Below are 21,766 nucleotides of genomic sequence, written 5' to 3' on the forward strand. Positions count from 1 at the left end.
GCGCTTTCTGCCGCACCGTTCCGAAACAAGCTATTTATCGGAACAGCCCTCGCGCTTCACACTTCCCCCCTAATCTCTCCACAGTGACGCGACGGATGTGACTCGCCGTTCGCGACAGGGGGCATTGGGGATCTGGGGGGATCTGTTGCTGACGTCTGTCTTCATAGCCTTCGTCTCGCTGGCCTTGTTCTGGATGGCGGCTTTTACTCTGTGGTGGCAGATGCACGCGTGGCGTACGCCCGAGGTGCTCGCCTCCACCCGGTTCAGCAGTCCGGACGGCGGCGAGCACGTTTCGTTCTCGCTGCTGTTGCCGGCCCGGCACGAACAGGCCGTGCTGGACCACACCATCCAGCGGCTGCTGGAGTCCACACACACCGACTTCGAGATCATCGTGATCGTCGGGCACGACGACCCGGAGACCACGGCGGTGGCCGAGACGGCCGCGGCACGTGATCCTCGCGTCCGCGTCGTCGTCGACACCCACGAGAAGAAGAACAAGCCGAAGGCCATGAACACGGCGCTGCCGCACTGCCGCGGCGACGTCGTAGGGGTCTTCGACGCCGAGGACCAGGTCCACCCGGAGCTCCTCGCCCATGTCGACCACGCGTTCCGGACGACCGAGGCGGACGTGGTCCAGGGCGGGGTCCAGCTGATCAACTTCCACTCCAGCTGGTACAGCCTGCGCAACTGCCTGGAGTACTTCTTCTGGTTCCGGTCGCGACTGCACCTGCACGCGCAGAAGGGGTTCATCCCGCTCGGCGGCAACACCGTCTTCGTACGCACCGACGTGCTGCGGGAAGCCGACGGCTGGGACCCGAACTGCCTCGCCGAGGACTGCGACCTGGGCGTCCGGCTGTCCAGCGTCGGCAAGAAGGTCGTCGTCGCCTACGACTCCGACATGGTGACCAAGGAGGAGACGCCCGGCAGCCTGATGTCGCTGCTCAAGCAACGCACCCGCTGGAACCAGGGCTTCCTCCAGGTCTACCGGAAGAAGGACTGGCGGCAACTGCCCACCTTCGGGCAGCGGTTGCTCGCCCGGTACACGCTGATGACGCCGTTCATGCAGGCCTTCACCGGGCTCGTCATCCCGCTCAACATCGCGATCGCGGTGTTCCTCGACGTGTCCGTGACCGTCGCCTTCATCACCTTCCTGCCGGCCGTCACCGCGCTCGTCACCTTCGTCTTCGAGGTCGTCGGACTGCACGACTTCGGCAAGCAGTACGGGCTGCGCGTCCGCTTCGTCCACTACCTGAAGCTCATCGTGGGCGGCCCCTTCTACCAGGTGCTCCTCGCCGGGGCCGCCGTCCGCGCCGTATGGCGTGAGCAGCGCGGCCGTAACGACTGGGAGCTGACCACCCACGTCGGCGCGCATCTCACCCATGCCGAAACGAGCCGAGAGCTCCGAGAGGACGTCCCCGCGTGACCTCCACCCTTCCCGCGGTGACCACTCCGAAGGTCCCCGCGCAGCGGCAGCCTGCGCCTGAAACGCGGCCGACCGGCCGAACGGCCCCGCCGAAGCGGCTGCGTTCGTCCAGACCCGACCTGATCCTGTGCGGTGCGCTCCTCGTGGCGATCCTCGTCGTGCAGGGCTGGAACATCGCCGACTACCCGACTCTCAGCGACGACGAGGGCACCTACCTCGCCCAGGCCTGGGCCGTCCAGGAGGGCCGGGGGCTCGCCCACTACACCTACTGGTACGACCACCCGCCCCTGGGCTGGATCCAGATAGCCCTGCTGACCTGGATACCCGCCGCGCTCAGCCCCGACTCGATGACCGTCGGCACCATGCGCGCCGCGATGCTCGTCATCAGCGCGGTCAGCGCCGTCCTCGTCTACGTGCTCGGGCGGCGGCTGTCGCTGCCGCGCTGGGCGGCCGGGCTCGGCATGGTCCTGTTCGGCCTTTCACCCCTGTCGGTCGTCCTCCAGCGGGAGATCTTCCTCGACAACCTCGCGGTGATGTGGACGCTCCTCGCGTTCGCGCTCGCCGCCTCCCCGAGCCGCCACCTCTGGCACCACTTCGGCGCCGGGATCGCGGCCGCCACGGCCGTGCTGACCAAGGAGACGATGCTCTTCGTCCTCCCGGCGGTCTTCGTCACCATGTGGCGGCACAGCCACCGCGACACCCGCAAGTTCGCCCTCACCGGCGCCGTCACCGCCTGCGCGCTGATCGGCCTCTCGTACCCGCTCTTCGCGTTGCTGAAGGGCGAGCTGTTCCCGGGCAGCGGGCATGTCTCGCTCTGGGACGGCATCAAGTACCAGATGACCAGGCCGGGTTCGGGCTTCATCCTCGACCAGGGCTCCGGCTCCTGGGGTGTCCTGCAGTCCTGGCTCTACTACGACCGCGTCCTCATCCTCGGCGGCCTCGCGGGCGGTCTGCTGCTCCTGGCCACCTGGCGCTGGTCGGTCACCGCCCGCGCCCTGGCCGGCCCGTCGTGCGCGGTGGTCATCCTCGCCCTGGTGGCCATGCGCCCCACCGGCTACCTGCCCGCCATGTACGTCATCCAGGCGCTGCCCTTCCTCGCCCTCGTCCTCGCCGGAGGAACGGCCTCGGTCGCCCACGCGGTACTGCGGAGATGGCGCTCGGGGGCCGAGAAACGGTACGTCACCGGCGGGCGGTACGCCCTCGCGGCCGTCCTCGCACTCGCCGCCTGCGCCTACGTCGTCCCGCGCTGGTACGACGGCGCCCGCACCGCCGTCACCGCCGACGCCAACGCGCCCTACCAGGCCGCCTCGAAGTGGCTGGCCACCGAGGTGGCGGACCCGGAGGACACCCGGGTGCTCGTCGACGACGCGCTGTGGCTGGACCTGGTGCACGCGGGGTACGAGCCCGGGCTCGGCGCCATCTGGTTCTACAAGGCCGACCTCGACCCGGCCGTGACGAAGACGATGCCGCGCGGCTGGAAGGACCTCGACTACGTGGTCGCCTCGCCGACGGTACGCCGGGATGCGGTCGACCTGCCCAACGTCAAGGCGGCGATGGAGCACTCGACGCCGGTCGCCGTGTTCGGCACCGGCGAGGACCGGATCGAGATCCGGCGGATCCAGACAGCATCCGGAGGGGTTCGATGACGCACGAGTACACCGCCCCCGGAGAGCTGGGCGATCCGTCGGTGGACGCCGCCGAGGTTCCCGAACCCGGCGCCGTCACCATCGTCGTACCGACCTTCAACGAGTCGGCGAACGTACGCCAGTTGCTGCACCAGATCACCGAGTCGGTGCCGTCGCGGCTGCCCTGCGAGGTCGTCTTCGTGGACGACTCCACCGACGACACCCCGCAGGTCATCAAGGAGGCGGCCCAGGACTGCCCGTTCCCCGTGACCGTCATCCACCGGGACGAACCGGTCGGCGGGCTCGGCGGTGCGGTCGTCGAGGGGATGAAGGCGGCCGGGTCGGACTGGATCGTCGTCATGGACGGCGACTGCCAGCATCCGCCGTCCCTGGTCCCGGAGTTGGTGGCCACCGGCGAGCGGGCTCAGGCCGGGCTCGTCGTCGCCTCCCGGTACATCAAGGGCGGCAGCCGGGCCGGGCTCGCCGGCAGCTACCGGGTGGCCGTGTCCAGGGCGGCGACCTGGCTGACCAAGTCCCTCTTCCCGCGCCGGCTGCACGGCATCAGCGACCCGATGAGCGGCTTCTTCGCCATCCGCCGCAGCGACATCACCGCGGAGGCGCTGAAGCCGCTCGGCTACAAGATCCTGCTGGAGCTGGCCGTCCGCAGCCGCCCGCGCACGGTCACCGAGGTGCCGTTCGTCTTCCAGGAGCGGTTCGCGGGGGAGTCCAAGTCCACCGCGTCGGAGGGGCGCCGCTTCCTGCGGCACCTCGCCGGGCTGCGTACGGCCGACCCGCTGTCCCGGATGGTGGTGTTCGGGCTGATCGGGCTGACGGGCTTCGTGCCGAACCTGGCCGCCCTGTGGGCGCTGACACAGGCGGGCCTGCACTATCTCCCGGCGGAGATAGTCGCCAACCAGTTCGGTGTGGCCTGGAACTTCCTCCTCATCGAGAAGTTGCTGTTCCGCGACCGGCGCATCCACCGCCACTGGGCCGACCGCACGGTCCGGTTCGCGCTGCTCGCCAACGCCGACCTGGTGCTGCGCATCCCGCTGATCGCGCTGCTGGTCGGCCAGTTCGGCCTCGCGGTGCTGCCGGCCACCGCGCTGGCCCTGGTCATCACGTTCGTCCTGCGCTTCGTCGGTACCGAGGCGCTGGTCTATCTGCCGCGCAGGAGCCGCACAGCAAGGAGTACTGCATGAGATCGAGACCGAGAACGGCCTTGCTGGCCGTGTTGGGCCTCACCGGAGGTCTCCTCCTCACCGCGCCCCAGCCCGCCTCCGCCGCCAACCTCATCAAGAACCCCGGCTTCGAGACCGCCGGCACCGACGACATGCCCTACTGCTGGAAGAAGTCCGGCTGGGGCGACAACGACTTCACCTTCGAGACGGTGGCCGACGCCCACTCCGGCGGCAAGGCCATGAAGGTCACGCTCACCCGCCGGGTCGAGGGCGACCGCAAGGCGCTGATCACCGAGTCCGCCGAGTGCGCGCCGGTCGTCACGCCGGGCAAGCAGTACGACCTGGGGCTCTGGTACAGGTCGACCACCCCGGACGCCTCCGTCACCCTCTTCCGGCACGACGCCACGGCGGGCTGGCAGTACTGGACCGACCTCAAGACGCTGGAGATGGCGGCCGGTTGGACCGAGGCGACGGTCCGTACGCCCGAGGTACCCGCCGGTACCGACCGGATCGCCTGGGGCGTCTCCGTCTACGGCACCGGCTCCGTCACCACCGACGACTACACGATGGACCAGGTCGCCGACCCCGTCCCCGACCCGGTGTGCACGGGCACGGCCGAGGAGTGCGCGAACGGCCGCTGGGACGTGCTGCCCACGAAGAACCCGGTCCGCTCCATGCACTCCGTCGTGCTGAACAACGGCAAGGTGCTGCTGATCGCGGGCTCCGGCAACGACCCGGAGAAGTTCGCGGCGGGCACGTTCACCAGCGCGGTCTACGACCCCGAGAACGGCACGTACAAGCAGATCCCCACCCCGAAGGACATGTTCTGCGCAGGCCACGTCCAGCTGGACGACGGGCGTGTGCTCGTGATGAGCGGCAACAAGGGCTATCCGTCGGCCGACGGCACGATCGGTTACCAGGGCTACAAGGACTCGTACCTCTTCGACCCGGTCACCGAGACGTACAGCAAGACCAACGACATGAACGACGGCCACTGGTACCCGTCGGCCACCATCCTCGGCAACGGTGACGTGATCTCCTTCGGCGGTCTGAAGGAGGACTCGACCGGTTCGGTGGCCGCCGAGCTGTGGTCGGACGCCGAGCAGAAGTGGCTGGAGCTCTGGAAGGTCAACCAGACCTGGTCGTACTGGGGCCTGTACCCGTCGATGATCCTCATGCAGGACGGCCGCCTCTTCTACTCGGGCAGCCATGTCTTCGGCAACAACATCCCGGGCACGGGTTCGGCGATCTACGACTACGACGCCAACACGATCACCCAGGTCCCCGGCCTGCAGAACAAGGACCAGCGCGACCAGTCCGCGAGCGTGCTGCTGCCCCCGGCCCAGGACCAGAAGGTCCTCACCGTCGGCGGCGGCAACATCGACTCCAACCCGGACGCCAACCGCCTCACCGACGTCATCGACCTCAAGCAGGCGAACCCGTCCTACGTCGCCGGCCCGCCGCTCCCGCAGGGCACCGTCGACCTGGGCGCCGGCAAGGTCCCGCAGACCGGCAACCAGGGCAAGATGTACGTCTCCGCCGTGCTCCTGCCCGACGGCAAGGTCCTGGAGACCGGCGGCGCCCTGCACAACCGGGCCAACCCGGTGTACGAGTCGTCGCTCTACGACCCGGCCACCAACACCTTCGACCCGGTGGCTCCCGACCCCGAGGAGCGCGGCTACCACTCCTCCGCCTTCCTCCTGCCCGATGGCCGGGTGATGACCACCGGCGACAACCCGGGCAACGGCACCTGGAACCACGACGTGTCGGTCTACACCCCGCCTTATCTCCTCAAGGGCGAGCGCCCGACGATCACTTCGGTCATCGACACCGAGTGGACGTACGGCGACACTCAGCGGATCACCGTCGACCGGCCCATCGCCAAGGCAGAGCTGATCCGTCCGGCCGCCGTCACCCACTCCTCCGACCCGAACCAGCGGTTCGTGGATCTCCCCCTGTCGGTGGACGGCAACAACGTCGACCTGAACGTGACGAGCAACCCCAACCTGGCCCCGCCCGGCTGGTACATGCTCTTCGCGGTCGACGCCAACGGCGTCCCGTCGGTCGCCAAGTGGGTGCACCTCCAGGGCCCGCAGGCCCTGAGCGCCACGGACGCCTCCGCCCACGTCCACGACTTCGCCGACAACCTCAAGGGCAAGGTCACGGGCCCCGGCAAGAAGCGCACCTCCCAGAAGGTCAGCCTGACCGTCGCCGGCTGCGACCGGCACTACGGCTCCGCCAACGTCTGCGTGCCGACGGACTTCCCGCCGACCGTGAAGGCGACGACGAAGTCCCGCTGCGACTGGCTGAAGAAGAACGACTACGGCCGACTGAAGGTCAACGGCAAGGACGACCCGCTGCGGTTGGACCCGAACAGGGACGGAATCGCCTGCGGAAAGGGTGATGTGACCCGGCGTTAGCCGGCGTAGTCGGCGAGGGCGCGCTCCACGATGGCCACCAGCTGCTCGTGGTGCGCGCCCTTCCAGTACGCGCGCCCGCACTCGGTGCACTGCGCGAAGACGTCGTACGACCGCTGCGTGCCGCCCTCCAGCCGGTCCGCCACCTCGTCCTTGGTGGCCGCCTTGAGTACGCCGTTGCAGGCGGAGCAGCGGGTCCAGGGCCGCAGCTCGGGGCGGAACCGGTCGAGGATGTCACGGAGTTGGTCCTCGGGCCGCGTGCTGTAGACATACGCCCCGGCCCACAGCTCCCGGCGCCGCAGCAGCCCCCGGTCACGGCTGAGCATGACCCGCTGCTCGGCGGCCGAGAGCGCGGCCAGCGCGGGGTCGCCGATGTCCGTCGACTCGTACGCCGTGTCCACGCCGAGCAGGCGCAGCCGGCGGGCGAGGGTGCCGAGGTGGACGTCGAGCAGGAAGCGCAGGGGAGCGCCGGGCACCCGCTGGGGGCGCCGGACGGGGCGTACGGTCACGGACTCGCCCGCCGTCGGGATGTGCGACACCGGCACCTCGTGGCCGTCCACGACCAGGGTGCCGACCTCGGTCAGCGGGATGCCGAGTGACTCCACGACATGGCCGAGGGTCGAGACGCCGTCGGTGGTGACGGCGCTCGCGCCGGCACGCCGTCCGTTGGGGAGGAACAGGCGCAGCTCGGGGGCGAACTCGACATGGATCTCGGGACCGTTCACCTGGTCAGGATGTCACGGCACGGCCCTCGCGCCTCAGGTGTTTTTCGCGGGGAGGCCGTGCTCGATGACGTCCAGGGTGCGGTCCACAAGGTCGAGGAGATCGTCCTCGAAGTCGTTCTCGGCCCAGTACAGGGAGATCTCCGCGAGGCCGCCGATCAGGGACATCGTGTAGACCCGCGCCTCCAGGCTGTTCCGGTCGAGTCCGTTGCGCTCGGCGACGGCCTCGGCGAGCATCCGGCCGGTGACCGACATGCTCTCCAGCATCCGGGACCGTACGGCCGGGACCTGGACCAGCAGATGCGACCGCAGCCGGACGACCTCGGGCCCCTCCTCCATCGCGGCCCTGATCGCCAGCCGCATGACGTACCGCAGCGACTCCATCCACGGCTCGTCCGCCGGCCGCCTGCGCAGCTCGTCCAGCAGGATCGGGTCGTACTCGTCCGTGAGGACGATGTCCTCCTTCGTCGGGAAGTAGCGGAAGACCGTGGACGGCGACACCTCGGCGCGCTCGGCGATCTGCTCGACCGTGGTGGCGTCGTAGCCCTGCTCCTTGATCAGCGCGTACGTCGCGTTACGGATCGCCGTCCGGGTCTTGATCTTCTTCCGCTCACGAAGCCCCAGCTGGGGGCGGTCGGTCAGGGGAGAGGATTGTGCGGGGGTCATGGGGCTCATTGTCGGGCATCGGCCCCCTCGGCAGCCATGTCCGGGGTCTCGGGCTCACGCGCCTCGGGCGTGCCCGGCAGGAACGCCGCCGCCAGCAGGGCGGAGACGAGGGCCGCGATCCCGCACACCAGGAGCACGACGCCCATGCCGTGGACGTACGCGCTGTTCGCGGAGGCCGCGAGCTCCGCCGAGCCGGCCCGCTCGGCGACGAGGTGCGCCGCGACCACGGACTCCCCGGCGGTGTCGGCGGCCCGCGCGGGCAGCCCGGTGACGTCGAGCCGGTCCCGGAAGGCGGCGGCGAGCAGGCTGCCGAGCAGCGCGATACCGATCGCGCCGCCGACCTGACGCAGGGTCATCAGCAGCCCCGAGCCGCTGCCGGCGCGGTCCCGGGGCAGGGCGCTCAGGCCGCCGTTCATGGCGGGGATGAGGGAGAGACCGAAGCCGAGGCCCGTGATGGTGAGCCACAGCGCGACGAACCCGTAGCCGGAGTCCACTGTCGTACGGCTGCCGAGGAGCCCGGCGAAGGCCAGGACCACCAGACCCGCGCTCACCGCGGCCCGCGCGCCGAAGCGGGCGACGACCTGCGGGGCGAGGCGGGAGGCGACCAGCAGCCCGCCCATCATCGGCAGCAGCCGCACGCCGGTGCCCAGGGCGTCGTGGCCGAGGACGGCCTGGAGGTAGGGCGGCAGCACGAACAGCAGGCCGGTCAGGATGAACGTCACCAGGGTCGCGGCGACGGTGTTGAACAGGAAGCCGCGGTGGGCGAGCAGGGCCATGTCGAGCATGGGGCGCTCGACGCGTCGTTCGCGCAGCACCAGCGCGGCGATCAGGAGCACGGCCGCCCCGAGCGTGCCCAGCACGAGCGGGTCGCCCCAGCCCCGGACGGGCGCCTCGATGATGGCGTAGACGAGGGCGCCGAGCCCGGTCGCGGCGAGCGCCGTCGAGACGGTGTCGACCTTGGGGGAGGCGGGGTCCTTCGTCTCGCGGAGCAGGAAGACGCAGGCGGCGATGCCGATCGCGGCCATCGGGACGTTGATCAGGAAGACCGAGCCCCACCAGAAGTGGTTCAGCAGCCAGCCGCCGATGATCGGGCCGAGCGGCAGGCCGAGCGCGGAGGCGGCGGAGGTGATGCCGACGGCCTTCGTGCGCTCCTCGGGGCCGAAGAGCGTGGGCAGCACGGAGAGGGAGAGCGGGGTGACCAGCGCCGCGCCGACGCCCATCACCGCACGCGCGGCGATCACCGAGTTCACGTCACCGGCCAGGGCGCCGACCAGCGATCCGGCGAGGAAGATGCCGAGCCCGGTGACCAGCATCCGCCGCCGCCCGAACCGGTCGCCGAGCAGCCCGGCGGGCAGCATCAGCGCGGCGAAGACGACGACGTACGCGTCCGCCATCCACTGCTGCTGGCCCGTACTGGCGCCGAGATCGGCGGCCATCGTCGGCAGGGCCACGTTCAGGATCGTCATGTCGAAGCCGAGCGTGAGCATGCTTGCGACGAGGGCGCCGAGAGCCCACCAGCGGCGAGGATCTGTAGTGACAGTAACCATGAAATGAGAGTAGCTCTCAAAAGAGAGGTGCTGTCAATGTTTTTGGGTGCGGAAAAGGGCCACGGCCAAGAAGCCGTGGCCCTCGAAGAGGCGGTGCGGTGGGCTACCCGTGCTGGTACGCCACCAGCGAGATCCCCACGTAGTGCGTGATGAACGCCGCCAGCGTGAAGGAGTGGAAGACCTCGTGGAAGCCGAACCAGCGCGGTGACGGGTTCGGGCGCTTGATGCCGTAGATCACGCCGCCCGCGCTGTAGAGGACGCCGCCGACGATCACCAGGACCAGCACCGCGATACCGCCGGTGCGCATGAAGTCGGGCAGGAAGAAGACGGCAGCCCAGCCCATCGCGATGTAGCAGGGGGTGTAGAGCCAGCGCGGGGCGCCGACCCAGAAGACGCGGAAGACGATGCCCGCCGCGGCGGCCGCCCAGATGCCCCACAGCAGCCACTGGCCCTTGGCTCCCGGCAGCAGCAGCATCGTCAGTGGCGTGTAGGTGCCCGCGATGATCAGGAAGATGTTGGCGTGATCCAGCCGGCGCAGGATGCCGTCCATACGGGGGCTCCAGTTGCCCCGGTGGTACAGGGCGCTCACGCCGAACAGCAGGCAGGCGGTGAGGGCGAAGATCCCGCAGGCGACCCGGCCTCTGGGTGAGTCCGCGAGGGCGGTGAGTACCAGGCCCGCTACGAGCGCGGCCGGGAACATGCCGAGGTGTAGCCAGCCGCGGAGCTTGGGCTTGATCTCGTCCGTGAGCTGCTGGGCGTGGTGTGCGATCTGGTGCTGTAGGGAGGGCGCGCCGGAGTCGCGGCCGGCGGCCGGCGTGTCCGTGGAAGCGTCGGGGACGGGCGCAGTCATGCGGGGCATCGTACCTACGGAACCGTAAGTTACGTATCAGCACGGCGAGATGAGAGCCCGGAAGTGGCCATCATCTCATGAAGTACCCCGTGCGGGCGCACCCGGGGTGAAGCCGTGGTGACGCATTGAAAACATCCCGATGAGTGGCGATGCTCACGCCGCTCACCTGTGACGCCCTCTGGACATATGGGCGGACGCGTCGGATGATCAAATGAGTGCGGTCGGCACCGGATGAGCGCGGAAGATCGGGACGGCAGATCCAGTCGGATCCCGTCCGCGAAGCATCCGGGTCGCGGCCCCCACGGGGCATACAAGGGCATATCAGAACAAAATCCCTCTCTATAGGAGCAACCGTGGCGCGCGACATCGCGGCTCCCCCCGTCCCCACCAACCACCGGGAACTGGTCTCGTGGGTCAACGAGATCGCTGAACTGACGCAGCCGGACAACGTGGTCTGGTGCGACGGATCCGAGGCCGAGTACGAGCGTCTGTCCGAGGAGCTCGTCGCGAAGGGCACCTTCCGGAAACTCGACCCGATCAAGCGCCCCAACTCGTACTACGCGGCCTCCGACCCGACCGACGTCGCGCGCGTCGAGGACCGGACCTACATCTGCTCCGAGAAGGAGGAGGACGCCGGCCCGACGAACCACTGGATGGACCCCGCCGAGATGCGTGAGGTCTTCTCCGGCGAGAAGGGCGTCTTCCGCGGCTCGATGCGCGGCCGGACCATGTACGTCGTCCCGTTCTGCATGGGCCCGCTCGGCTCCAAGCTCTCCGCGATCGGCGTCGAGATCACCGACTCCGCCTACGTCGCGGTCTCCATGCGCACCATGACCCGTATGGGCCAGGCCGTCCTCGACGAGCTCGGTGAGGACGGCTTCTTCGTGAAGGCCGTGCACTCCGTCGGCGCCCCGCTGGAGGAAGGCCAGGAGGACGTCCCCTGGCCCTGCAACCAGACCAAGTACATCTCCCACTTCCCGGAGAGCCGCGAGATCTGGTCCTACGGCTCCGGCTACGGCGGCAACGCCCTGCTCGGCAAGAAGTGCTACGCCCTGCGCATCGCCTCCGTCATGGCCCGCGACGAGGGCTGGCTCGCCGAGCACATGCTGATCCTCAAGCTCACCCCGCCCACCGGTGAGTCCAAGTACGTCGCCGCCGCATTCCCGTCGGCCTGCGGCAAGACCAACCTCGCCATGCTGGAGCCCACCATCTCCGGCTGGACCGTCGAGACGATCGGCGACGACATCGCCTGGATGCGCTTCGGCGAGGACGGCCGTCTCTACGCCATCAACCCCGAGGCCGGCTTCTTCGGCGTCGCGCCCGGCACCGGTGAGCACACCAACGCCAACGCGATGAAGACCCTGTGGGGCAACTCGGTCTTCACCAACGTCGCCCTCACCGACGACAACGACATCTGGTGGGAGGGCATGACGGAGGAGACCCCGGCCCACCTGACGGACTGGAAGGGCAACGACTGGACGCCGGCGTCCGAGACCCCGGCCGCCCACCCCAACGCCCGCTTCACCGTCCCGGCCGCCCAGTGCCCGATCATCGCGCCCGAGTGGGAGGACCCCAAGGGCGTGCCGATCTCCGCGATCCTCTTCGGCGGGCGGCGCGCCACCGCCGTACCGCTGGTGACGGAGTCCTTCGACTGGAACCACGGCGTGTTCCTCGGCGCCAACGTGGCGAGCGAGAAGACCGCCGCCGCCGAGGGCAAGGTCGGCGAGCTGCGCCGCGACCCGTTCGCGATGCTGCCGTTCTGCGGCTACAACATGGGCGACTACATGGCCCACTGGGTCGACGTGGCCAAGGACAAGGACCAGTCCAAGCTGCCGAAGATCTACTACGTCAACTGGTTCCGCAAGAACGACGAGGGCAAGTTCGTCTGGCCCGGCTTCGGCGAGAACAGCCGCGTCCTGAAGTGGATCGTCGAGCGCCTCGACGGCAAGGCCGAGGGCGTCGAGACCCCGATCGGCATCCTGCCGGCGAAGGGCGCCCTCGACACGAACGGTCTCGAACTGGCCGACTCCGACCTCGACTTCCTCCTCACCGTCGACAAGGAGATCTGGCGCGAGGAGGCCGCGCTCGTTCCCGACCACCTCAACACCTTCGGCGATCACACGCCGAAGGAGCTGTGGGACGAGTACCGGGCGTTGGTGCAGCGCCTGGGCTGAGGCCCGCCTCCCAAGACTCCGCGGCCGGTCTGGATGCGCCCTGACCAGTGATCGTCACGGCCGGCCGCGGTGTGGAACGGCGAGGCCGCGCACAACGGCGTGTGTGGCTCTGGGCCTGTCGCTGACTTCTCCGTCCGCCCCGACGGGGAGTGTCAGCGGCAGGTCTTCGCCGTTCGGGGACTCCGAGGCGAACCCGGCGTGAGGCAAGCCAGTGGTAGCGAGGGGGCGTCAGGCCGTGCTGTCGCCGGCCTTGCCGTAGCGGCGGAAGCCGGCGGTCTCCACTCGCCACGGGCCGAACGGCACGACGTCGCCGTAGATGTACGGCTCCTTGCGGCTGTCGCCGGCCTTGGACGGCTCGGAGTGCACCTCGATGGTGCCGGTGCGCGGGTCGACGATCAGGTGTGGGCGATGCCCATGGCGGGGTATTCGGCGAGCTTCTCGTGGTGGGCGTTGGCCGGGCCGGACGGCGGGACGATCTCAATGACGCCGAGAACCGCCGCGGCATCGACTGCGAAGCCCTCTTCATCAAGGGCATGTTCGGGGATGACCACGGCGTCGGGGCGACGCATGCGGCCGAGCGCGGGGTGCTTGATCCCAGGGCCGCCGGCGCAGACGTAGCCGGGGCGGGTGGTGGGGAGTTGCGCGTCGAGTTGCTCGCGGATGCGGTGGGCTGTGCCGTGGTGGCGTGTCGACGGGCAGCTCATCGCCAGTACCGGCCCGGCGGGGCCGATCTCGACGCGCTACGCCCCTTCGAACCGCTCGGCGTAGGCATCGAGTTCCTCGGCGATGGCGAGCGTCTTCGCGTACTCCACGCCGTCAGCGTAGCGAGGCTGTGGCACCCGGTCCGCGCGTCGCTGCGGGTGCACGCGGACCGGGGCCGTTCAGGGGGAGGGGCTCAGCCGACGCCGGTCAGCTCCTGCGGCTCGGCCTGCGCGGCGGCATGCGCGTCCATGCGCTCCGCCGCCAAGATCGCCGCCGCCGTGTCGGCCCGCGACGCGGCGACCACCAGTGCCCGCCCGGCGAGGGCGTGCGCACGCCGGTGCAGTGCCGCGAGCTCGGCCTGACCGCCGGATGCCGCCGCGCGGGCCGGCTTGCGTCCTTCCCGCAGTCGGGCCACCTGGTCGGCGAGCCGTACGGCGGCCGCGTCGAGGTCGGCGGAGGGCGCCGTCGTGCGCAGCTCGTCCGTGACGGCGAGCAGCGCGGCGAGATGGCCGGCGAGCTGGATGTCGAGCTCCTCCTCACGCGAGCGGTGGGGGAAGTCGGTGGTGTTGCCGGCCATCGTGCTGTGGACCGACTTGGCTCGGATCGGTTCGTACATGGGATGGCCTCCTGTGCGCTGACAGGAAACCATCCTAGCTTAGATTTCGTCTAAAGTTGAGCAGGTCACAAGACAGGAGTCATCCACCTACACAGGGTCACGGCTGGCCGTACCCGTCGAGGAACCGGCCGATCCGGCTCACCGCGTCCCGCAGGTCCGTGACTGTCGGCAGGGTGACCACACGGAAGTGGTCCGGCTCCGGCCAGTTGAAGCCGCTGCCCTGGACGACCATGATCTTCTCGCTCCGCAGCAGGTCCAGGACCATCCGCCGGTCGTCCTTGATCTTGAAGACCTTGGGATCGAGGCGCGGGAAGAGATACAGCGCGCCCTTCGGCCGTACGCAGGTCACGCCGGGGATCTGGGTCAGCAGCTCGTACGCGACATCCACCTGTTCCTTCAGCCGCCCCCCGGGCAGCACCAGGTCATTGATGGACTGCCGCCCGCTGAGGGCGGCGACGACCCCGTGCTGACCGGGCATGTTCGCGCACAGCCGCATGTTCGCGAGGATGGTGAGGCCCTCGATGTAGGAGTCGGCGTGGGCGCGGGGACCCGAGATCGCCATCCATCCCACCCGGTATCCGGCGACCCGGTAGGCCTTCGACATGCCGTTGAAGGTGAGGGTGAGCAGGTCGGGGGCGACGGCGGCGGTCGGGGTGTGCGTGGCGCCGTCGTACAGGATCTTGTCGTAGATCTCGTCGGAGCAGACGAGGAGGTTGTGCCGGCGGGCGATGTCCGTCAGCCCCCGGAGCATGGCCTCGTCGTACACGGCCCCCGTCGGATTGTTGGGGTTGATGATGACGATGGCCTTGGTGCGGTCGGTGACCTTGCGCTCTATGTCGGCGAGGTCGGGCATCCAGTCGGACTGCTCGTCGCACCGGTAGTGGACGGCGGTGCCGCCGGACAGGGACACGGCGGCGGTCCACAGGGGGTAGTCGGGCGCCGGGACCAGCACCTCGTCGCCGTCGTCGAGCAGTGCCTGCATCGCCATGACGATCAGCTCGGAGACGCCGTTGCCGATGAAGACGTGCTCGACGTCGGTCTCGATGCCGAGGGTCTGGTTGTGCATGACGACGGCCCGGCGCGCGGCCAGCAGGCCCTTCGCGTCGCCGTACCCATGGGCCGACGACACGTTGCGGAGGACGTCCTCCAGAATTTCGGGCGGACACTCGAAGCCGAACGCGGCCGGGTTCCCGGTGTTCAGCTTGAGGATCCGATGCCCCGCCGACTCGAGCCGCATCGCCTCCTCGAGCACCGGGCCCCGGATCTCGTAACAGACGTTGGCGAGCTTGGTCGACTGGATCACCTGCATGTCAAGGAGCTTACGGCCCGGTAACGCGCCTTGGGTCGTGTTTTCCGCCACGTGAGACGCGGTGGTTTGCGGGGATATCGTCCACGGGCTGTCCCGCGGGCGTCTCACGTGCCTCTTCAGCTCCTCAGGGAACAGGGCGGCGGCTCAGCCCTTGACGCGCCGGGCGACGGCCCGGACGAGGTCGGTCTTGGCGACCTGCAGCGCGAACCCGGCGCCGCTGCCCGGGGCCGGCTTGGCGTACCGGGGGAGGGCCCGCCGACGCCACTTGGCGGGCGGAAGGTCCTGCGGGAGCGGCGGGAGGGGCAAGGACCAGCTGCCCAGCCGGAGTTCGCCGTGCCAGACCCCGGCCGGGAGTCCGGTGACGGGGACACGGACGACGAAGGCACCGCCGCCTGCGGGGAGTGGGACGGCCTGGTAGGACGCCGTTTCCCCCTGTCCGTCCCACAGGGTCACCGTGAGGGCGCCCTCGGGGTGGGCGGCGAGCGTGCAGCGGCCGGTGAACTCCAGTTCGGTGGGGGCGTCCGGGGCCCACCGGATCACCTCGTCGAGGCTGAGCCGCGGCAGCACCGCGTGCTTGCGTTCGCCGAGGTCGAGCGTGAAGTTGCCGTGCGGGTGAGTGGTGTAGAGGGTGACCGCACGGATGCCCTCGGCGGTGTCCACGACGTGCGTCGCGGCCTTGCCGGACACCTCGGCGGCCCGCTTACTGCCGATGCGGACCTCGCGGGTGATCCCCTGGGCGCCGATGGCGAGCGAGATGTCCCACAGCCCGTCGTCCAGCGGGCGGCCGTCGGCGGCCGTGGTGATGTCGACGGTGGCCTCGAACCCGGCACGGTCGTAGGTGAACCGGCCCTCGTCCTCGTCGGCGCCCGCGTCGGGGGTCGGGGTGTGCGTGACGGGCAGCCGGAACTCGGCCTTGCTGTCCCGCTCGCGCAGGACCAGCTCGGTGGTGACGTCGCGCGTCTCGACGCGGTGGAGGTAGCCGTGCCCGGCGAGGTGCAGCACGGTGCCGCGCAGGTCGGCGCGGGTGACGCGGTGGCGCACTCCGAGCTGGGCGGTGACGTCGTAGCGGTCGTCGGGGATCGCGCGCGCGGGGTCGCGGAGGAAGGGGTAGCGGGCAAGGGCCCGGCCCGCGTCGACGAGCACCGGGGTCGACACCTTGGTCCGCGCCAGCTCCTTCTCGAACCGCACCAGCTCCAGCAGCTCGTCGAGCATCCGATGGCGTACGAGGTGAAGCCGCAGGCGGGCCATGGCCGAGAGCCGGTCGTTCAGCCCCTCGTGCCACAGCGGCGCGATCGTCTCGGCGAGGGTGGCGAGTGCCTTCTCCTGCTCGGTACGGGGTTCGTGGGCCAGGTGGTCGAGGAACTGCTGGACCTCGACCGTGAGGTGCCGGTGCGCCAGGTGGTCGAGGCCGGGGCCGGGCGGCACGTTCTCCAGGAGCATGTCGATCACACGCGGCAGGAACCGCAGCCGGGGTTCGGTCCCGCCCGTGCGCAGGGTGATGTTGCCCTCGTCCTCCCGTCGTACCCAGTACAGGCAGTCGTAGGAGGCCACTACGGAGATGCCCGCCGCGTGGAGGTAGGCGGAGCCGACGAACAGCTGGTCCTCGCCGATGGACAGGTCGGTGGGGAAGCGCAGGCGATGGCGCTCCAGCAGCTCCCGGCGGAAGAGCTTCATGGGGTTGAGCGTCCAGTACACCCGGGACGAGAAGACGTCCGTCTTCGGCTGGTCACGCCGGAACATCGAGGTGGGAGCCCCGCGTCCGCCGACGCCGACCATCTTGCCCAGCACGACGTCGGTGCCGTTCTTCTCGGCCGTCGCCACCATGCGTTCCAGCGCCTCCGGCCCCAGGTGGTCGTCGGCGTCCAGGAAGAACACGAACCGTCCGCGCGCGTGGTCGAGGCCGAGGTTGCGGGGCGCCGAGGGGCCGCCGGAGTTCTCCTGCCGGAAGACGCGCAGCAACTGCGGGTACTCGCCGGCCAGCCGGTCGAGTTCCTCGGCCGTCCCGTCGGTCGAGCCGTCGTCGACGACGAGGATCTCCAGCTGGTCCTGACCGATGGTCTGTTCGATGACAGAAGCGATGCAACGCGTCAGATACGGCATTGCGTTGTACGCGGCGACAATCACCGAAACGGCCGGGACAGTCATCGTCACGCTCTCCAATTGATACGGGGCACAACCCCGTTTCTCTTGGATGGCTCAGATATGGGACGACTCGTTGCCGTATAGCGCCATTTGCGAGGAGATCTGCCAACAGAGCTGTGAAGATATCATGACTTGTTGGTGCCTTTGAGGTGGCCTCCATCTCTCCGGCGTGAGCGTTCTGCGCCGCCCGCCCGGCGGGATCTGCCGGGCCCCTCACTCCCCGTGATAGGGAAAGCCCTACGGCTCGAACTCGCCGGTAATCAACTCCTTGTCCACACCCCCCTCCTGCGTGAGAATGCGCATGACAAAAGTGCGGGTGACCGGAGATTTTCCGGTCACCCTCCTCGTATGAGGGGACCCCCACATGAGAAAACCGCTCGGCGCCGCCCTCCTCGCCCTGGCGATAGCCGGGGCCGGCGCCGCACCCGCGGTCGCGGCTCCCGTGGACTCGGCCGCTTCCTTCGGCAAGAGCGTGGACACGGGCTCGGTCACGTCGGTGGTCAATGACACCGTCGCCTCCACCGCGGACACCCTCGGCCAGGTCCTGAACAGCCCCAAGGTTCAGGCCGTCAACTTCGCGGGCACCGTCGCGCTCAGCAACTGTTCCGGCTCCGTCGTCCGTTTCCCGGACTCGGAGGGCAACGACCCGGCGCTGGTGATGACCAACGGCCACTGTCTGGAGACCGGCATGCCGGGCCCGGGCGCTGTCGTGGTCGACCGGGCCTCCAGTCGTACCTTCAGTCTGCTCAACGCCTCGGGCAGCCGGGTCGGCACGCTGCGGGCCAGCAAGATCGCTTACGGGACGATGACCGACACGGACGTCGCCTTCTACCAACTCACCACCACGTACGCGCAGATCAAGAGCTCGTACAACATCAACCCGCTCACGGTGGCCGACACCCACCCGGTCAAGGGCACCGCCATCACCGTCGCCTCCGGCTACTGGAAGCGGCTTTACAACTGCAATATCGACGGGTTCGCGTACCGCCTCAAGGAAGGTGACTGGACCTTCAAGGACTCCGTCCGCTACACCTCCGCCTGCAACACCATCGGCGGCACGTCCGGCTCCCCGGTCATCGACCAGGCCACCAACCAGGTCGTCGCCGTCAACAACACCGGCAACGAGGACGGCGAGCGCTGCACGGTCAACAACCCGTGCGAGGTCGACGAGAGCGGCAACGTCACCGTCCGCCAGGGCATCAACTACGCCCAGGAGATCTACCAGATCCACGCCTGCTTCGGCGTCGACAACAAGCTCGACCTGAGCGCGAGCGGATGCGTGCTGCCCAAGCCGTAACCGGCAAGCTGCAAACCAGCAAGCGGTGGACCGGCTAGGCGGTTCTACGGATCGCCCGTCCCGCCAGTACGTCCGTGCGGCGGCCGTCCTCGATCACGAAACGGCCGTCGATCAGGACGTGCGGGATGCCCGTCGGTAGCGTGCGCGGCTCCTCGAAGGTGGAGCCCGCCGCTACCGTCGCCGGGTCGAACAGCACCAGGTCCGCCCGGTGTCCCTCGCGGACCAGCCCTCGGTCGGGCAGCCGCAGCCGCGCCGCCGGGCGCCCGGTCAGATGGGCGACGCACTCCTCCAGGGACAGCACCCCCAACTCCCGCACGTACCGGCCGAGATAGTGCGGGAACGTGCCGTACGCCCGTGGATGCGGCTTGGTGCCGCGCAGGATGCCGTCCGAACCGCCGGTGTGGACGCGGTGCCGCATGATCGTCCGCACGTTCTCCTCATGGCCGACGTGCTGGAGGATCGTCGAGCCCAGCCGGTCGTCCAGGAGCAGCCGGCGCGCGGTCACCCAGGGCGCCTCGCCCCGTGCCTTTGCCGACTGCCGGATCGTACGGCCGACGAAGTCCCCGAGCGCCGGGTCGCTCACGCCGGAGATCTCGATCGTGTCCCACTCGATGGGCACGCCGTGGCAGCCGTCCGCGCCGATGACCTCCATGTGGTGCCGGATGCGTTCGGCGGTGTCGTCGTCGGCCAGCCGGGCCAGGACCGCCTCGGGGCCGCCCTCGCTCGCCCAGCTCGGCAGCATGGCGACCAGCGTCGTACAGCCGGGTGTGTAGGGGTAGGTGTCGAGGGTGATGTCGGCCCCCGACTCCAGCGCCTCGTCCAGCAGCGACAGCAGCTCCGGCGCACGGCCCTTGTTCACGCCGAAGTTCATGGTGGCGTGGGCCAGGTGAAGGGAGCAGCCCGCCTCCCTCGTCAGGGCCACCATCGCCTCGTACGCCTCCAGGGCCCCGGCCCCGTAGGAGCGGTGGTGCGGGCAGTAGTAGCCGCCGTACGACGCCACCACCCGGCACAGCTCCGTCAGCTCCGCGTCCTTGGCGTACATGCCCGGCGTGTACGTCAGCCCGGACGACATGCCGACCGCGCCCTGCTCCAGGCCCTCCGCGACCAGCTGCCGCATCCGGTCGAGCTCGTCCGGCGTCGCCTCCCGGTCTTCCCAGCCCACGGCGAGGGCGCGGACCGTTCCCTGCGGGATCAGGTAGGCCGCGTTGACCGCGATGCCCTGGCCCTCGAAACCGGAGTCGAGGCGGTCCAGGTACTCGCCCACCGTCCGCCAGCCGAAGTCGATGTCGTCGCCGGAGCCGTTCCAGCCGGTGATCGCGCGGCGGACCTCCGCGAGGGTGCGGTCGTCGACGGGGGCGTACGACAGCCCGTCCTGGCCGATGACTTCGAGCGTGACCCCCTGCGCCGCCTTCGCGCTGTGGTCGGGGTTCCGCAGCAGCTCCAGGTCGCTGTGGGCGTGCATGTCGATGAAGCCGGGGGAGAGGACGAGGCCCTCCGCGTCCAGCTCCCGGCGCGCCTCGGGGCGTTGACAGCCCGCCGCGGCCGCCTCCTGGACGATCGACACGATCCGGCCGCCGTCCACGACCACGTCGGCGCGGTACGACGGGCCGCCGCTGCCGTCCACGACGTCCGCGTCCCGGATCACCAGCTCTTCCATGGCCGATACCTCCCCTCTCTCCCGCGTGTCCTAGAAGAACGTGCGGATGTAGTCGACGACCGTCCCGTCCGCCTGGGCGACCGGGATCAGCTCCCACTTGTCGAACGACGTGCACGGGTGCGACAGCCCCATCCCGAGCCAGTCCCCGACCTCCAGGTCCGCCTCCGCGGTCGTCCGCAGCCACGCGTGCTGGTCGGACAGCGCGGTCACCGAGATACCGGTGGCCGGACGCTCGGCGCCGTCGCGGCGCACCACCTGGGCGAACGGCAGGTCGAGGTCGTACGCCGCGTCGCGCTTGCCCGCGTTGACGAAGGCCTGGTCGGGGGTGGGGCGGGAGACGACCTGGGCCCAGAGGCGGAAGGCGGGTTCGAGGGCGCCCTCCTGCGGGACCCGGTTGAACGGGGTCAGCTTGCGGTAGTGGCCGTCGTCGTGCGAGACGTACGCGCCCGAGCGCAGCAACTTCAGTACCGGGAGGGAGAGTTCGGGGATCTCGGCGAACACCTCCGCCACCGCGTCGAACCACGCGCTGCCACCCGCGCTGACGACGATCTCCTCCAGCCCCGCGAAGCGCCCCGCCTTGTCGAACTCGGCGGCCAGCGCCACCAGCCGGCGCAGCCACGCGTGCACCCGCTCGGGGTCCGCCCGCGGGACCTCGCCCTCGTACCCCGCGACGCCCGCCAGCCGCAGCGTCGGCACGGCCGCCACCGCGTCCGCGACGGCCGCGCACTCATCCTCGGTACGGACACCGGTCCGGGCACCCTCGCCGGCCGCCAGCTCGACCACGACGTCCACGGGGCGGGTGGCCCCGGCACCGCGCAGCGCCGCGTCCATCTGCTCCACGCCGCGCACGGAGTCGACGTAGGTGATGAGGCGGAAGTCGTCGTCGGCGGCCAGCTCGGCCGCGATCCAGCGCAGGGCGGCCGCGTCCACCAGCTCGTTCGCGAGGAAGATCCGCTGGACGCCGTACGCCCGCGCGACCCGCACCTGGTGCGGCACCGCGAGCGTGATGCCCCACGCCCCGTGCTCGATCTGCCGCTGGAACAGCTGCGGCGCCATGGAGGTCTTGCCGTGCGGGGCGAAGGCGAGGCCGTGCCGGACGGCGTACGTCTCCATGAGGTCGAGGTTGTGCTCCAGGCGCTCGGCGGAGAGCGCGAGCACGGGGGTGGCGAAGCCGTCGGTGAAGAGGTTGCGGCGCTGGGCGGTCAGCTCGGCGACGGTCAGGCCGTCGGCATCCGGAGGGAGGCCCTTGAAGCGGTGGTCGACGCGTTCCTCTCCGAGGCGGGCGAGGGCGTCCGCGGGGCTGTCGGCTGTCATGGAGCCTCCCTGATCGAGTCCGTTGCAGATCCTGCAACGCTCATTGCGTATATCGCTTACCGCTGTCTAACATCTCGGCCAACCGCGGGTCAACGGAGCCGCCGATCAACCCGCACCAGACCTGGAG

17 protein-coding genes are annotated in these 21,766 nt (G+C 69.7%); 6 read left to right on the top strand and 11 right to left on the bottom strand.

Annotated elements, in window-relative coordinates; genetic code table 11:
* Positions 1-145 precede the first annotated feature (145 nt).
* Genes ADK36_RS31595 through ADK36_RS31610 form a run of 4 tightly spaced genes read left to right on the top strand, consistent with a single transcriptional unit; the run spans position 146 to position 6,646 of the window.
* Positions 146-1,423 carry a glycosyltransferase gene (locus ADK36_RS31595; protein ID WP_053199954.1) on the top strand — a complete coding sequence of 426 codons (1,278 nt, stop codon included), beginning with the start codon at positions 146-148 and terminating at the stop codon, positions 1,421-1,423.
* The gene (locus ADK36_RS31600; protein ID WP_048586168.1) at positions 1,420-3,069 is read left to right on the top strand and encodes an ArnT family glycosyltransferase; all 1,650 of its coding nucleotides are present in this window, start codon (positions 1,420-1,422) and stop codon (positions 3,067-3,069) included. Before ADK36_RS31595 ends, ADK36_RS31600 begins: the two co-directional genes overlap by 4 nt.
* Entirely contained in the window at positions 3,066-4,247 is a 1,182-nt protein-coding gene (locus ADK36_RS31605; protein ID WP_048586169.1) for a glycosyltransferase, read from the top strand. The genes ADK36_RS31600 and ADK36_RS31605 overlap by 4 nt, the downstream gene beginning before the upstream one ends.
* On the top strand, positions 4,244-6,646 hold the full coding sequence (locus tag ADK36_RS31610; protein WP_048586170.1) for a galactose oxidase-like domain-containing protein: 2,403 nt from the start codon (positions 4,244-4,246) through the stop codon (positions 6,644-6,646). Before ADK36_RS31605 ends, ADK36_RS31610 begins: the two co-directional genes overlap by 4 nt.
* Here ADK36_RS31610 and ADK36_RS31615 read toward each other — a convergent pair.
* The 4 genes from ADK36_RS31615 to trhA form a co-directional block, all read right to left on the bottom strand.
* The gene (locus ADK36_RS31615) at positions 6,643-7,368 is read right to left on the bottom strand and encodes a Mut7-C RNAse domain-containing protein (protein ID WP_053199939.1); all 726 of its coding nucleotides are present in this window, start codon (positions 7,366-7,368) and stop codon (positions 6,643-6,645) included. The two genes, ADK36_RS31610 and ADK36_RS31615, sit on opposite strands and share 4 nt — an antisense overlap.
* Positions 7,369-7,401: 33 nt before the next feature.
* Positions 7,402-8,040 (bottom strand): TetR/AcrR family transcriptional regulator, encoded by a 639-nt coding sequence (locus tag ADK36_RS31620; RefSeq protein ID WP_048586172.1) that lies wholly within the window; start codon positions 8,038-8,040, stop codon positions 7,402-7,404.
* Positions 8,037-9,578: a DHA2 family efflux MFS transporter permease subunit gene (locus ADK36_RS31625; RefSeq protein ID WP_048586173.1), complete on the bottom strand. Its 1,542-nt coding sequence runs from the start codon at positions 9,576-9,578 to the stop codon at positions 8,037-8,039. The genes ADK36_RS31620 and ADK36_RS31625 overlap by 4 nt, the downstream gene beginning before the upstream one ends.
* A 103-nt stretch (positions 9,579-9,681) precedes the next feature.
* A complete protein-coding gene (trhA, locus tag ADK36_RS31630; protein WP_048586174.1) occupies positions 9,682-10,428 on the bottom strand; it encodes a PAQR family membrane homeostasis protein TrhA in 747 nt (248 codons plus the stop codon).
* Between the two features lie 353 nt (positions 10,429-10,781).
* On the opposite strand from trhA, the gene ADK36_RS31635 reads away from it, so the two are divergent.
* Positions 10,782-12,602, top strand: a complete 1,821-nt coding sequence (locus ADK36_RS31635; protein WP_048586175.1) for a phosphoenolpyruvate carboxykinase (GTP) — start codon at positions 10,782-10,784, stop codon at positions 12,600-12,602.
* 228 nt (positions 12,603-12,830) lie between these two features.
* Here the strand turns inward: ADK36_RS31635 and ADK36_RS51285 are convergent, their stop codons facing one another.
* From ADK36_RS51285 to ADK36_RS31655, 5 genes are all read right to left on the bottom strand, one after another.
* On the bottom strand, positions 12,831-12,968 hold the full coding sequence (locus ADK36_RS51285) for a hypothetical protein (RefSeq protein WP_338060802.1): 138 nt from the start codon (positions 12,966-12,968) through the stop codon (positions 12,831-12,833).
* Positions 12,969-12,997: 29 nt separating this feature from the next.
* Positions 12,998-13,306, bottom strand: a complete 309-nt coding sequence (locus ADK36_RS51290; RefSeq protein WP_338060803.1) for a Uma2 family endonuclease — start codon at positions 13,304-13,306, stop codon at positions 12,998-13,000.
* 191 nt (positions 13,307-13,497) lie between these two features.
* Entirely contained in the window at positions 13,498-13,920 is a 423-nt protein-coding gene (locus tag ADK36_RS31645; protein ID WP_053199941.1) for a hypothetical protein, read from the bottom strand.
* Positions 13,921-14,017: 97 nt separating this feature from the next.
* Positions 14,018-15,229: a pyridoxal phosphate-dependent aminotransferase gene (locus tag ADK36_RS31650; RefSeq protein WP_048586178.1), complete on the bottom strand. Its 1,212-nt coding sequence runs from the start codon at positions 15,227-15,229 to the stop codon at positions 14,018-14,020.
* Positions 15,230-15,373: 144 nt separating this feature from the next.
* Complete coding sequence (locus tag ADK36_RS31655) at positions 15,374-17,374, bottom strand: glycosyltransferase family 2 protein (protein WP_078942801.1); 2,001 nt, start codon at positions 17,372-17,374, stop codon at positions 15,374-15,376.
* A gap of 361 nt (positions 17,375-17,735) precedes the next feature.
* Between ADK36_RS31655 and ADK36_RS31660 the strand changes: the two genes are divergently transcribed.
* Positions 17,736-18,668 (top strand): S1 family peptidase, encoded by a 933-nt coding sequence (locus tag ADK36_RS31660; RefSeq protein WP_048586180.1) that lies wholly within the window; start codon positions 17,736-17,738, stop codon positions 18,666-18,668.
* A 34-nt stretch (positions 18,669-18,702) separates the two neighbouring features.
* Here the strand turns inward: ADK36_RS31660 and ADK36_RS31665 are convergent, their stop codons facing one another.
* Complete coding sequence (locus ADK36_RS31665) at positions 18,703-20,325, bottom strand: N-acyl-D-amino-acid deacylase family protein (protein WP_053199945.1); 1,623 nt, start codon at positions 20,323-20,325, stop codon at positions 18,703-18,705.
* 30 nt (positions 20,326-20,355) lie between these two features.
* Entirely contained in the window at positions 20,356-21,639 is a 1,284-nt protein-coding gene (locus ADK36_RS31670) for an amino acid deaminase (protein ID WP_053199947.1), read from the bottom strand.
* Positions 21,640-21,766: the final 127 nt, after the last annotated feature.

This window comes from Streptomyces viridochromogenes, assembly GCF_001270495.1.
Lineage (GTDB): Bacteria > Actinomycetota > Actinomycetes > Streptomycetales > Streptomycetaceae > Streptomyces > Streptomyces viridochromogenes_A.